This is a genomic window from Mycobacterium sp. 1245111.1 (assembly GCF_001673405.1).
In the GTDB taxonomy this organism is placed as follows: domain Bacteria; phylum Actinomycetota; class Actinomycetes; order Mycobacteriales; family Mycobacteriaceae; genus Mycobacterium.
Genome location: NZ_LZLV01000112.1, coordinates 246,562 through 259,460, shown reverse-complemented (window position 1 = coordinate 259,460; position 12,899 = coordinate 246,562). Strand labels below are relative to the sequence as shown.

At 65.2% G+C, this 12,899-nt stretch carries 16 protein-coding genes; 9 read left to right on the top strand and 7 right to left on the bottom strand.

The features are described from left to right. Positions 1-6: 6 nt before the first annotated feature. The 3 genes from A5658_RS17760 to A5658_RS17750 are packed head-to-tail and all read left to right on the top strand — an operon-like array spanning position 7 to position 2,053. Positions 7-447, top strand: coding sequence for a DUF5990 family protein (locus A5658_RS17760; RefSeq protein ID WP_067338519.1), 441 nt, complete (start codon positions 7-9; stop codon positions 445-447). A 60-nt stretch (positions 448-507) separates the two neighbouring features. Next, positions 508-1,182 (top strand): maleylpyruvate isomerase family mycothiol-dependent enzyme, encoded by a 675-nt coding sequence (locus tag A5658_RS17755; RefSeq protein ID WP_067337920.1) that lies wholly within the window; start codon positions 508-510, stop codon positions 1,180-1,182. Between the two features lie 37 nt (positions 1,183-1,219). Then, positions 1,220-2,053 (top strand): alpha/beta fold hydrolase, encoded by an 834-nt coding sequence (locus A5658_RS17750; RefSeq protein ID WP_067337918.1) that lies wholly within the window; start codon positions 1,220-1,222, stop codon positions 2,051-2,053. Here A5658_RS17750 and A5658_RS17745 read toward each other — a convergent pair. Together A5658_RS17745 and A5658_RS17740 are read right to left on the bottom strand one after the other, a co-directional pair. Further along, entirely contained in the window at positions 2,047-2,967 is a 921-nt protein-coding gene (locus A5658_RS17745; RefSeq protein ID WP_082993272.1) for a nitronate monooxygenase family protein, read from the bottom strand. The two genes, A5658_RS17750 and A5658_RS17745, sit on opposite strands and share 7 nt — an antisense overlap. Further along, positions 2,964-3,392, bottom strand: coding sequence for a nuclear transport factor 2 family protein (locus A5658_RS17740; protein WP_067337913.1), 429 nt, complete (start codon positions 3,390-3,392; stop codon positions 2,964-2,966). Before A5658_RS17740 ends, A5658_RS17745 begins: the two co-directional genes overlap by 4 nt. 89 nt (positions 3,393-3,481) lie before the next feature. On the opposite strand from A5658_RS17740, the gene A5658_RS17735 reads away from it, so the two are divergent. Genes A5658_RS17735 through A5658_RS17725 form a run of 3 tightly spaced genes read left to right on the top strand, consistent with a single transcriptional unit; the run spans position 3,482 to position 5,269 of the window. Beyond that, the gene (locus A5658_RS17735) at positions 3,482-4,504 is read left to right on the top strand and encodes a fused (3R)-hydroxyacyl-ACP dehydratase subunits HadA/HadB (RefSeq protein ID WP_067337910.1); all 1,023 of its coding nucleotides are present in this window, start codon (positions 3,482-3,484) and stop codon (positions 4,502-4,504) included. A 19-nt stretch (positions 4,505-4,523) separates the two neighbouring features. Next, on the top strand, positions 4,524-4,952 hold the full coding sequence (locus tag A5658_RS17730) for a ribonuclease domain-containing protein (RefSeq protein ID WP_231997355.1): 429 nt from the start codon (positions 4,524-4,526) through the stop codon (positions 4,950-4,952). Then, positions 4,949-5,269, top strand: coding sequence for a barstar family protein (locus A5658_RS17725; protein ID WP_067337907.1), 321 nt, complete (start codon positions 4,949-4,951; stop codon positions 5,267-5,269). The genes A5658_RS17730 and A5658_RS17725 overlap by 4 nt, the downstream gene beginning before the upstream one ends. Before the next feature lie 6 nt (positions 5,270-5,275). On the opposite strand, the gene A5658_RS17720 is transcribed toward A5658_RS17725, so the two are convergent. The 3 genes from A5658_RS17720 to A5658_RS17710 form a co-directional block, all read right to left on the bottom strand. After that, positions 5,276-5,632 (bottom strand): DUF732 domain-containing protein, encoded by a 357-nt coding sequence (locus A5658_RS17720; RefSeq protein WP_067337905.1) that lies wholly within the window; start codon positions 5,630-5,632, stop codon positions 5,276-5,278. A 106-nt stretch (positions 5,633-5,738) separates the two neighbouring features. Further along, complete coding sequence (locus tag A5658_RS17715) at positions 5,739-6,560, bottom strand: serine hydrolase (RefSeq protein WP_067337902.1); 822 nt, start codon at positions 6,558-6,560, stop codon at positions 5,739-5,741. A 22-nt stretch (positions 6,561-6,582) separates the two neighbouring features. Then, positions 6,583-7,803, bottom strand: a complete 1,221-nt coding sequence (locus A5658_RS17710; protein WP_067338514.1) for an MFS transporter — start codon at positions 7,801-7,803, stop codon at positions 6,583-6,585. Between the two features lie 135 nt (positions 7,804-7,938). Here A5658_RS17710 and A5658_RS17705 point away from each other — a divergent pair, with 135 nt between their 5' ends. From A5658_RS17705 to A5658_RS17695, 3 genes are all read left to right on the top strand, one after another. Then, positions 7,939-9,609 (top strand): sodium:proton antiporter, encoded by a 1,671-nt coding sequence (locus A5658_RS17705; RefSeq protein WP_067337899.1) that lies wholly within the window; start codon positions 7,939-7,941, stop codon positions 9,607-9,609. 116 nt (positions 9,610-9,725) lie between these two features. Continuing rightward, positions 9,726-10,361, top strand: a complete 636-nt coding sequence (locus tag A5658_RS17700; protein WP_156751522.1) for a hypothetical protein — start codon at positions 9,726-9,728, stop codon at positions 10,359-10,361. A gap of 47 nt (positions 10,362-10,408) precedes the next feature. After that, a complete protein-coding gene (locus A5658_RS17695) occupies positions 10,409-11,098 on the top strand; it encodes a type 1 glutamine amidotransferase domain-containing protein (RefSeq protein WP_067337893.1) in 690 nt (229 codons plus the stop codon). A gap of 1 nt (position 11,099) precedes the next feature. Here the strand turns inward: A5658_RS17695 and A5658_RS17690 are convergent, their stop codons facing one another. Next, entirely contained in the window at positions 11,100-11,378 is a 279-nt protein-coding gene (locus A5658_RS17690; protein WP_067337890.1) for a hypothetical protein, read from the bottom strand. Positions 11,379-11,448: 70 nt separating this feature from the next. After that, a complete protein-coding gene (locus tag A5658_RS17685) occupies positions 11,449-12,855 on the bottom strand; it encodes an aldehyde dehydrogenase family protein (RefSeq protein ID WP_067337887.1) in 1,407 nt (468 codons plus the stop codon). Positions 12,856-12,899: the final 44 nt, after the last annotated feature.

Below are 12,899 nucleotides of genomic sequence, written 5' to 3'. Positions count from 1 at the left end.
CGGCAGATGCAGATCCGCATCGTGGGAACTGACCTACCGGGCCGCGCCTGCGGCCCGAGCGACAACTTTCCCGGATACCCCAACGTCCACGTGGGTGTGCAATCCACGAGCCCTCGGACCGAGCTGCTGGGCCGTCGAGCAGCGGATGCGACGTCGGCGACGTGGACGCTCGATTGTTCGCTGAACGGCACCGACATCCGCGGACCTCAGATTCAGGGCCGCCCGGGCGACCGGTTCATCTACCTCAGTTGGGGCAACGTCGACGACGGCGGCGGCTTCACCATGTTCCGGCGAGCAAAGTTGATGCTCGCCGAGGTGCCGGCTGACATCCTGACCGCGGCAACAGCATCCGGGACGCTGATCGGCAGACTCGGGCTGACCGATGCGAAAGGGCAACCGTTGTGTGCGCGAGTAGTGCCACCCAAGATTCGCTGGAGCACACGATGAGGTCTGCGCCCACTGCGGGTCTATGTCGAGTGACGGCATCCCTCTGACGGAGAGATCGACATGGCGAAACCGCGGTACGACCACCTCTGGCCGTTGGCGCACTCGGAACGTGCGGCGCTGGCCGACGATCTCGCCGACCTCACCGGGGAACAATGGGAACAGCGCACGCTCTGCCAGGAGTGGACCGTTGAGGACATGGTGGCGCACCTGACCGCCGCGGCGAGCCTGAACCAATGGAAGTGGTTGCGCAGCATGCTCGCTGCGCGCTTCCGTCCCGACGTGCACAACCAGAGACGACTTGCCGAACATCGTGGCAGCGACCCGGCCGAGACGCTCGATCGGTTTCGCGCGATCATCGACAGCACCACAACTCCATCCGGTCATATCCCGGCCTATCTCGGTGAGATCGCCGTGCATGCCCAAGACATCCGCCAGCCCCTGGGACTGATGCGCACACCCAGCGTCGACGCCCTGACCCCAGTCGCTGAATTCTTCGCCCGCCGCAACTTCGCCGTGCCCAGCAGCAGCCGCGTCGCTGACCTGCAGCTGCGCGCGGACGACGGACCGTTCGTGGCCGGCAGCGGCGCCCTGGTCACCGGATCGACGCTCGCCCTGGTCATGAGCATGGCCGGTCGAGCACTGTACGTCGACGAACTCGACGGCCCCGGCGTGCAACTTCTCCGCGCGCGGTTGCGCCCGGCAACGCGACCGGCCCGATGGGGAAAGCGGAGTTGAACGTCGCGCCGTGAGGTCGATGGGACATGCTTGACCAATGGACCACTACACCCACAACGGCCTGACCTTTGACGTGCGTGATGCCGGGCCCGCCGACGGATCGGTCGTGGTGCTGTTGCACGGCTTCCCACAACACAACGACAGTTGGGACGCCGTCGTCGACCGGCTCACCGCGCAGGGCTATCGCTGCCTCGCCCCCAACCAGCGCGGCTACTCGCCGGGTGCCCGTCCACCGCGTCGTCGCGACTACCGCATCCCCGAACTCGTCGGCGACCTCCGCGCACTGATCGACGCCAGCGGCGCGCAACAGGTGCACCTGGTCGGACACGACTGGGGCGCCGCGGTCGCCTGGGCTGCCGCCGCGGAAATGCCCGAACGGCTCAAGACCGTGTCGCCGATATCGGTGCCACACCCCGCGGCCTTCCTCAGGTCATTCCTGAACAGTCGGCAGGGTCTGGCGTCGTACTACATGTACCTGTTCCAGCTGCCGCGCTTGCCGGAGTGGACGATGCTGCGCCGCAATGGCAGCTTCATGGCGAAAGCGCTGCGGCAGGCCGGGCAGACACCTGCCGTGGCCGAGCGTGACGCCCGGGCCATGCTCGAACCCGGGGCCCTGACCGCGGCGATCAACTGGTATCGCGCCATGCCGCTGTCGAATCCGCGTGCGATCACCCAAAAAGTCGCTGTGCCAACGCTATACGTGTGGAGCGACCAAGACATCGCGCTGATGCCCAAGGCGGCTCACAACACCGGCCGCTATGTGACCGGGGAATACCGGTTCGAGATCATGCCCGGGGTATCGCACTGGATACCGGAGGAAGAGCCTCACAAGCTGGCCGACCTGCTGCTCGATTGGTTCGCCGCTCACTGACCTATTCGAGATCGGCTGTCGCTCAACGCTTTTTCGATCTCCGTCCAGGTCTGCTCGACGATCTTCGAGGCCGGCTGCAGCTCGGTGATCCGTGAGGACACCTGACCGGTGTTGGCGACGCTGGCTTCCATATCGCCGTCGAAGTACAGGTCGGTGATCCGGCCGAGCAGCTGGACCCCGGGCTCGGCGGCGGCGACGCGGGCGGCCAGGCCGGTGCGCAGCACCCGCATCGTCGGATTACCGGGGAGATCGAGCATCACGGTGCCGTCATCACCGGCCGCGATGATCTCGTTCTTGAAGTTGGCGTGCACGGCGGCCTCGTGGCTGGCGAGCATCCTGGTGCCCATCTGGACCCCCTCGGCGCCGAGCACCACGGCTGCCGCCGCCGACCGGGCGTCGCAGATGCCGCCGGCGGCGATGATCGGCAGGTCGACACGGTCGGCGACGAGTGGCAGCAGGACCAACGTCGACGCGCCCAGTGCCGACTTGAACCCGCCGCCCTCCACGCCCTCGACGACCAGCGCGTCCACGCCCGCGTCGCGGGCCTTCATCGCGCCCTTCAGCGAACCGATGACGTGGACGACGGTCATGCCGGCGTCGTGAAGCCGCTCGGTGAACAACGCCGGGTCACCGGCGGAGGTGAAGACGTGGCGGACCTCGGCGGCGACCAACTCGTCGACGATGGACGGGTCACGCTTCCAGCCCTGGATCATCAAATTGGCGGCGACCGGCCGGTCGGTGAGTTCGCGCACCCTGCGCAGGTCAGCGCGCCCATCGGGGGTCAGCGTCTCGATCATTCCCAGGCCGCCGCCCTCGGATACGGCGGCGGCCAGTTCGGCCCTGGCGATGTACGTCATCGGGGCCTGAACGACGGGGTACTGCACGCCCAGGAGCGACTGGATGCGGTTGATCACGCCCTGATTCTCTGCGACCGCACCCATCGCCACCAGACCGAGGGGTGGCGCAGCAGTCTGGGCAACACCACCAGGGGATCGAAATACGTGACGCGCTCGATAGCCAAGCCGTCGTCAAGCACGATTCGGTTGACGACGGGCCACTCGATCGCGTCTGCTCCGACACGGGCGTGCAGCCGGAACTCGATGAAGAGCACCGCGGAATCGCCGGCCCATCGGTCGACATCTGCGCGTAGGTCTGGCAGGCAGCTCCAGATGCGCCGGAAATCTGCTTGTGCGGCCGCGATACCGATCATCGGTGCGGCCAGCGGTTGCACCAGCACCACGTCGGGATGGAGTAGTCCGGGCAGTCGTTGGGGTGAGGGTCGGGACCAGAACTCAGCGAATCTCGCAACGAAATCGTCGGCCTCGCCGCGGGTGTCCACGTGGCGAACGATGCCGCACAGGTGCTGCCGTTTCCAGCGGCGATACTGCCAAGAGCTGCTAACCCCATGCCGCGCGCTAGTGTCTTTCGGTGACCGCAGCAGAATCGTCGGCGCTCGAAGAGCGGATCGGCCACCACTACACCATGGACGGCACGTACCTGGTCGGCCGCGAAAAGCTCCGCGAATACGCCCGCGCGGTGCAGGACTACCACCCCGCCCACTGGGACGTCGACGCCGCCGCCAAACTGGGTTACCCCGACCTGATCGCGCCGCTGACCTTCACGTCGACGCCCGGCATGACCTGCAATCGCCTCATGTTCGAGCAGATCGTGGTTGGCTACGACACCTACATGCAGACCGAGGAACTCTTCGAGCAACACCGCCCGATCGTGGCCGGCGACGAGTTGACGGTCGACGTCGAGCTGACCTCGGTGCGCAGGATGGCCGGCCGCGACCTGATCACCGTGACCAACACGTTCACCGACGCGGCGGGCGAGCGGGTGCACACGCTGCACACCACCGTCGTCGGCATCACTGCCGCGGATGTCGATCCGGCGATCAAGTCGGCCGTGCAGAACGCGATGATGCACGACGTCGACATCTTCGGTATCGGCGAAGACGAGTACCACAAGACGGTGCGCCCGGAAGGTGAGATCCGGATCGCGGACGGGGGCCTGACCCGCACGCCCGGGACTCCGTCGTTCGATGACGTGAACGTCGGGGACGAGCTTCCGGTGCATCATGCCCGCCTGACTCGCGGCGACTTGGTCAACTACGCCGGTGTCGCCGGCGACGCCAACCCGATTCACTGGGACGAAGACATCGCCAAGCTGGCCAGCCTGCCCGATGTGATCGCGCACGGAATGCTCACCATGGGTTTGGGTGCCGGGTATGCCTCGACCTGGACGGGCGACCCGGGGGCCGTCACGCGCTACGCGGTGCGGCTGTCGGCGCCCGCCATTGTGTCGGCCAAGGAGGGCTGCGACATCGAATTCGGTGGGAAGGTCAAGTCTTTGGACCCCGAGACCCGCTCCGGTGTCATCATCGTGACCGCAAAGTCGGCCGGCAAGAAGATCTTCGGCATGGCCACGTTGGGTGTCCGCTTCCGCTGACCGGCTAGCAGGAGGGCAGGTGACTCGACGCAGGCTGGCGCTGATCGCGCTGTGCGCGATGGTCGTCATCGTCGGCGGGTGGGCTGTAACGCATGCCCATCCCTCCGCGCCGGCACCGGCGACAGGCGGCGGAGTCGCTCAGTCGACGTGCCCGATGGCCACGCTGCCGCGCGAGGCGATGGACACGGTGAAGCGCATCCAGGCGGGCGGCCCGTTCCCATTCCCGGGCAGCGACGGTGAGGTATTCGCCAATCACGAGGGCCATCTACCCAAGCAACGCCGCGGGTACTACCACGAGTACACCGTGGTCACACCGCACGCCCACGACCGTTCCATGCGGCGCATCGTCACGGGCGGAACACCTTTGGCGCACCCGGAGCAGTATTTCTACACGGGGAATCATTACGACTCGTTCTGTCTTGTCACCGACGCGGGGGGTCAACCATGACCCGCAACCCGTCCGAAGGCAGCCCCGTGATCTATCGGATCGACGGCCGAAAGATCAAGTCTCCCAGCGATTTCTACCGCGAAATCGGCTCTGCCGTCAACGGCAGGGGTGGATATTTCGGGCGTAATCTGGACGCACTGGCCGATTGCCTTCGTGGCGGGTTCGGCACGCCCGACAAGCGGCCGTACGAATTCGAGTGGCAGCACAGCGCGCTATCTCAGCGCTACCTGACCGAATCCCTCCACGGAAAGCCGTCGCTGTTCGACGCCATTCAGGACGTCTTCAACGACGCCGGAGTGCAGCTGCGCCTGACGTGAGCCCGTCTACGTGCAGAGGGTGGGGGCGTCGCAAACGTTTCCGGGGCAATAGATCTTGTGTGCCGCGTCCACCATCGTCCCGACATCCAGCAACGTGACGCCCCGCTTGTTCAGGTGGTCGTGAATGTCATCGGCGATGGTCTGCGGCTGCCAACCCCACGTGAGGTCATAGCAAATCAGGTGTGCCTCACCGATTAACGCCTCTTCGGTGGAGGGCGGCCACGTCAGGCCGACGGCGCGCAGTTGTGCCAGATACGCCTCGTCTTGGGGAGTGGCCGCCGCCGCGATTCCGGCGCTACACGCCAACGCCGCACCGGCGAGTAAGGAAAGGGAAAGTTTGGTGAGCCAGCGACGTGAGGTCATTTGTTCGCTTTCTTCGGGAAATGACGTGGGTTTATGGCGGGCGTTGGTTTGCAGAATATGCGGGGATTCGCACCAGCAACGCCCTAACTCGCGCGCGGTTCACCGCCTATTCACCTTCGAGTGCGGTCCGCAGTATCGTGCCGACGGCGTTCATTCCCGACAGCACTTCGTCTCGGAGGTGGTCGGCGGCGGGCTCCCAATTGGCGATCACCGCATAGGACAGGCAGGTCGCATTTCGCCCAGCAGTGCCGACGTCTGCCCTGACGCCCGGATCGGTACCAGTTTTGTTGCGAATCACGACGTTTCGATCAGAAGGCACATGTGACAACGGATCCAGTCCGAAGGCAGAAGCCACCATCGAGAGGTCCACTCCCGTTGCGAGCCAAGCGTTCACCCGCTCCGACACCACCGGCGATACCAATTCGCGGCGCGACAGCCGACTCATCAGATGCGACAACTCCGACGCGGACCCCACCGACAACGTCGGCGGGTGCTCCGCACCTCGGGGGTCCCGGACGTAGTCGAGCAGCGCCGTGTGGACTAGGCCGAGAGATTCGGCAAGCGTGCCGACGTGCGGCAAACCCACCCGGTCGAGGAGAACATTGGTCGCGATGTTGTCGCTGACGCTGGCGATCAAGACGCACAGGTCGTCGATCGCCAGGTCATCGACACGCATGTGTTGCCAGAGTCCGGAATCCGCGACGACAAGCTCGGGCCTGCGTCTCAGTAGCGTCGCACCGCTGAGGTCGCCGGCGGCGCATTGTCGTGCGGCCTCAACGAGCAGCAGGAGCTTACCGACGCTCGCTGAGTTCATCGCGCGATCGCCGTTGCGGCAGGCCAATTCGTGACCCTCGGCATCTCGAATGGACACGGCCCACTCGACATCGGCGCTCCCACCGAGGACGTCGTCGATTGATCGCTGGAGCACCGCGACAGTATCGCGCGATCAGCTAGCCGTCGGGCAGGAATAGTGCCGCGAGAACGCCGGCGATACCGGCACAGGCCAAGATGGTCACGGCGACCGCCGTCCATCCGCGGGCGTCGAAGGCGACGCCACCCAGCCAGCCGACCGCGCTTGACCCGCCGTAGTAGAAGAGGTTGTACAGCGACGACGCTTGGGCCTTGCCGACCGGTGCCGCCTGGCCCGTCCAGCCCGCCGCGGTCGAGTGCGCTCCGAAGAACCCGGCGGTCGCGACCACCAAACCGACGAGGACGGCGATCACGTTGTCGCTCAACGTGATCGCAATACCCAGCATCATGACCGCCACTGAGGCCAGGAGGACCCTTTTACGGCCGAACCGGGTCGCATCAGCCCCTGCTCGTGACGAGGCCCACGTGCCGGCGAGATAGGCCAGGAACATCAAACTCACCGCCGACCGCGACAGGTGGAACGGTGGACGGGTCAGGTAGAAGCCGAGGAAGTTGTACAGCGCCACGAATCCGCCCATCAACAGAAACCCCTGCGCAAACAACGCCAGCTGGCGAGGCGTGCGCAGGTTCACACTTAGCCGATGAACAAGGCTCCCTTCGGGATTCGCGTCATCACGCAACACAGGCGTGAACCCACGCGGTTCCGGCGCGAGCTTGACGAAGCCCATTGCCGCGATCCCGCAGATCACCGCGACGGTGAAGACACCGACACGCCAGCCCGCTACCTCGGCGACGGGGCTGGACACGAGGCGTCCGAGCAGTCCACCGATCGTCGTGCCCCCGACGAATATGCCTGCCGCTCTTGCGGCGTGCACGGGGTCGACCTCTTCGGTCAGGTAGGCCACCGCGATAGCGGGCACGCCGCCGACCATCAGGCCCTCGACGAAGCGGCCGGCAAGAAGCAATGTGAACGTCGGCGCGAACGGCACCAACATTCCCACAAGGGTCGCGACGGTCACCGAGATCGAGATCGCCTTGACCCGGCCGATCCGATCGGCCAGCGCCGACCATGGGATGACGCCGATAGCCAGTCCGACCGTCGACGCCGACACCACCAGCGCCGCACTGGCCGCTCCCACGCCCAAGTCCGCCGAGATCGACGGCAGGACGGCCTGGGGCGAGTAGAGCTGCGCGAAGGTTGCGACCCCAGCGCAGGCCAGCGCCGCGAGCAGCCGTCCGTAGCCCGCAGACCCACGGGTGTGACCAGCCCACTCGTCTTCCAGCGGTTGCTTGCTCGCCACAGGGTGAACGGTAGGAAGCGCCAGCATGGCGTGTCCACTCGATATTCCGCAGATCACACGAAGCCGACCTGAGCTGAGCGGCCGAGCATGCCGCCACGCGGAGGTGCCGGGGATGATGGAGGCGTGACTTTGCATATGGGGCTGGTGTTGCTGCTGGCCGCCGTCGGCGTGATCGTGGCGGTGGATCGGATCGCGGCACGTACCGGACTGCCCAGCGCGGCGTTGCTGGCCCTGGGCGGAATCGCCTATGCATTCCTGCCGGGGCCCAACATCGCACTTCGTCCGGAACCTGCGTTGTATTGCATCCTGCCGCCGCTGCTGTACTACGCGGCGCTGGAGTCGTCACTGATCGAGATTCGGCGCAACCTTCGCACGGTCATCAGCCTGTCGGTGGTTCTCGTTTTGCTGACAGCGTGTTCGGTTGGCATCGTGTTCGCTCTGCTGGTCGGCGGCGCAACGTTCGCGGTCGGTACGGCGCTCGGTGCCGCGGTCGCGCCGCCCGATCCGGTCGCGGCGCTCGCCGTCGCCCGCAAGGTCGGCCTGCCGGCAAACATCATCACGCTGATCGAGGGTGAGGGGTTACTCAACGACGCGACGGCGTTGACCACGCTGTCCGTGGCGATCGCGGCGGCCAGCGGCGGAAGCTTCTCCGCGCCGTGGGCGGTCGAGAAATTTGTGCTGGCGGCCGTCGGCGGGTTAGCGGTGGGGGCCGCCATCGCGGCCTGTCGCCGCCTCATCAGCCGCTGGACACCGGACATTTTGACGGCCAATGCGGTTTCACTCGCCACCCCGTTTGCGGCGTACCTGGCCGCCGAGGAAATCGGCGCTTCCGGCGTGCTCGCTGTGGTGGTCTGCGGGTTGATCGTCGGCCACGATCTGCCGCGATCAGAATCCGGCGCCAGTCGATTGCAGACGCGGGCCGTCTGGCGATTGACCAACTTTCTGCTCGAAGGCTTCGTGTTCTTGCTCATCGGCCAGCAGTTGCCACATATCCTTCAGGGGCTCAGCAAGTATCCGACGGCCACGGTCCTTTGGGCGGTGGGCGGCACCCTTACCGTGGTGCTGTTGATGCGGCCGCTCTGGCTATTGGTCACCCAATTGTTGCCGCAACCATTGCATTCCCGGCTCGGCGGCGTCTCGGGCGCGGAGCCCGACGAAATGGCTGATTCGGTCCCCACCGACTTGGCCCGCGTCCGGGCTTCGCAACGACTCAGTGTGCGTGAGGTTTTCGTGCTCAGTTGGGCCGGCACCCGCGGGGTGGTGAGCCTCGCCGCAATCTTCACAGTTCCGCTGGTGACCGAGAGCGGCGCCCCGTTCCCCGCGCGAGACCTTCTGCTGTTCTGCACGTTGATGGTGGTACTGGTGACGCTGATCGGCCAAGGCCTTACGTTCGCGCCGTTGGCCCGGGCCTTGGGCATTCGGGTCAAACCGGCCGACGAGTCGCGGCTACGCAAACTCGCCGGCGTCGCCGCGATCCGGGCCGCGATCGAGCGGCTCGACGCACTGAATCAGCAGAGCGACAACCAGATTGATCGACAAGCCATCGACACCGTGCGCAAGCAACTGTCGACCCGGCTCAAGACGCGACAGCAACAGCTTGACCTGCTCGACGACACCGACACCGACCACCTTCCCTCGTTCCCCAACGACGAGGCGCTCCTCGAAATCCGTCGCGCGGCCATCGACGCCCAGCGCGACGAACTGGTGCGCTGGCGCGACGCCGGCATGCTCCCCGACACGAGCCTGCGCGCGCTTCAGCGGGCGCTCGATCACGAAGAAGGCATGCTCACGTTCAGCCGACCGTGAGCCGTGATCTCGACATATCCGAGCTAGTCTGATTCACCCCTTTACAGGTACGTGTTGTACCGCTAACCTTTAGGGGTACACAGCGTACCGGTAACTCTGTTCGAGGGGTGATCACGATGCGGACCCACGGCGGCGTCGTACTTTTCGGCATCTGGCTGGGCATCGGCGTCGGCATCGCGGTCGGGAGTACGCCGGTCGCCTACGCCGATCCCGATCCCTCGCCCATCGAGGTGTGGCCGGCGGACTATTTCGCCCTGGGAGGCGAGGCGGACGGGGCGCCGACGAACGTGGTGTCTTATCTTCCCGACGGGTGGGCCACAACCGAGGACCAGGTATTCACGTCCTTTATCCCCGGCTCTGGCGACTATTCGGCGCACCTGAATTTGCTGAATATCCCGAACGTGGTCGACAGCACGTACCAGCAGGTGTTCGACAGCAGCGGCGCGGCACCGGCGGACGGATCGTTTTCGGACACCATCCAGACGTTCTACGGGCCGTTCGCGTCAATCTCTGGTGATGTGCCGTACTTCACCAACAGCTATATCGATCTCCAGGGATTTGGCACCGGGGACCAAACCATCATCGTCCCACTGTTTTTCGAGAACCAATTCGTCAGTGACTCGGCCGGAATCGAAGATGTCGGCACGTTTTTCGGCCAGCAGTTCACCCTGTTCGACATCCCGGCGGCGGACGCCGCGTCCGGGGCGTCCGATCTGAGCCAGCTGATGACAGAGTTGACCACTTTGTTCTGACCCGCGAATTGCTGGCGCCGGCAGGGCGCGAACGGAATGCTTGAGCGATGACCAAGCGGATCCTGAACGTCGTCAGCAATGTCTCCCACTACGAGGACCCGTCGAAGCCGACCGGGCTGTGGCTCTCGGAGTTGACGCATGCCTACCACGTCTTCGCCGAAGCCGGCTATGAGCAGACGATCGTCAGCCCCAAGGGCGGTGTCTCCCCGCTGGAGCCGCGGTCGCTGAAATTTCCGAACTACAACAAGAGCGCCAAGGCCTGGCGGAAGAACGACCGCAAGATGATGCTCCTGCACCGCACCGCGTCGCCCGCTGACATCGACTCGGCGGCCTTCGACGCGATCTACTTCACCGGTGGTCACGCGGTGATGTTCGACTTCCCCGATAGCGAAGGCCTGCAACGTATTACGCGCGAGATTTTCGAGCGCGGCGGGGTCGTGTCCTCGGTGTGCCATGGTTACTGCGGCCTGCTCAACACCAAGCTGTCGAACGGCGAGCTTCTGGTCGCGGGGCGCAAACTAACCGGGTTCGCCTGGACGGAGGAGGTGCTGGCCCGGGTCGACAAACTGGTGCCCTACAACGCCGAAGCCGAAATAAAGAAGCGCGGCGCCCGATACGGAAAGGGATTGATTCCCTTCGCTTCACACGTCGTTGTCGACGGGCGGCTGGTGACGGGTCAAAATCCGGGGTCAGCCAAGGCAACGGCCAAGAAGGTCGTCGCGGTGTTAGAGGCCTGATCTACTCCGCGATGTCCTGCTCCTCGTCGTAGTCCTCGTATTCGGCCTCATCGTCCTCGTACTCTTCATCCTCGAATTCGAGGTCGAGGTCGAGCGGGTCTTCGCCATGCGGGTCGACGACGTACTGCTGCCAGTAGCCGCTGGCGAAGTAGATGGTGTCCGCGTGCTCCAGGTCATCACCGACCTGGACCCAGAGGTCACCCTCTTTACGGCCGTAGCTGAATGCGGTCGGGTAGACGACTCCGCCGTCGGTGGTCTTGATGTGAATTTCGTGAGCCACGGCCGGCAGTCTTCCATCGCCAGTGCCGACGGTGAAAGGGCCACGCTGTGAACTCTTCAGGCCAATTCGATCAGAGGCCGATGTAGACGGCCTTGGTGTTGAAGTAAGCCTCGATGCCTTTGCGGCCGCGTTCACCGCCCCACCCCGACTGCTTATGGCCGCTGATCGGCATCGACGGATCCGCGGCGAGCGCGGAGTTCACCCAGATCTGGCCCGCGCGAAGCTCATTCACCACGCGGTGGGCACGAGCGAGGTTCTCCGTCCAGATCGCCCCGGCGAGCCCGTAGTGGGTGTCGTTCGCGGCGGCCAGCACTTCGTCCTCGTCGTCGAACGGGATCACGCAGCCGACCGGCCCAAAGATCTCCTCCTTGATCAGCCGCATATCGGGCGTGGTGTTGGTGATGATCGTCGCCTCGTAAAAGTAGCCCTTACGGTCCATCGGCTTGCCCCCGGTGATCACCTTGGCCCCGCCGGCAACGCCGTCGTCCACGATGCCGGCAACCCGGGTCCGCTGCTTGTCGCTAATCAGCGGTCCCAGAACAGAATTGGGGTCTTCGCTGCCACCCATCGGCAGCATCTTGGCGAAGGCGGCCAAACCCTCCACGACCTGGTCGTAGATGCCGCGCTGAACGTAGATGCGCGACGTGCACGAGCAGTTCTGCCCCGACCCGGCCAGCAGGCCCATGCCGGCACCCATGATCGCCTTGTCCAGGTTGGCGTCGTCGAACATGATCAGCGGCGACTTGCCGCCGAGCTCGAGCGTCAGGCGCTTGAGGTTGCCGGCGGCCGCCTTGACGATCAACCGGCCGACCTCCGTCGATCCGGTGAAGGAGATCTTGTCGACGTCCGGATGCGCAGTCAGCGCCGCACCCGTGGTCTCGCCGTAGCCGGTGATCACGTTCAGGACGCCGTCGGGCAGCCCCGCCTCACGGAAGATCTCCTCCAGCTTCAGCGCGGTCAGTGGTGTTTCCTCGGCCGGCTTCAGCACGGCGCTACACCCCGCTGCGAGCGCGGGCGCGACCTTGAGCATGGCGACGAAGAAGGGTCCGTTCCACGGGATGATGAGGCCGACCACGCCGACCGGCTCGAGCTGGGTGAAGGTGTGGTAGGTCTCCCAGCTGCCGAGCAGCCCGTCGGACACCAGGGGGGCCGATTCGCCGTGGATCTTCCCGACCCAGCCGGCGTAGTACTTCAGCATGTCGACCGACACGGGGATGATGTGCTTGGCCGCCTGGGAGTTCATGCCGTTGTCTTGGGCTTCGAGTGCGGCAAGCTCGTCGGCGCGCTCCTCGATGATGCCCGCGGCGCGGAACAGGACGTTTGCGCGGTGCGTTGCCGGCGCCTTACGCCACACTCCGGATTCGAATGTCTCGCGAGCCCTGGCGACCGCCGCGTCGACCGTTGCCTGGTCGGAATCGGGGACCTCCGCGATCTGCTCCTCGTTGGACGGGTTGAAGACCGCAATGGAGTTACTCAATGTCCTTGATCCTTTCGCGGGGCCGAACAAACAAAAACAACCTA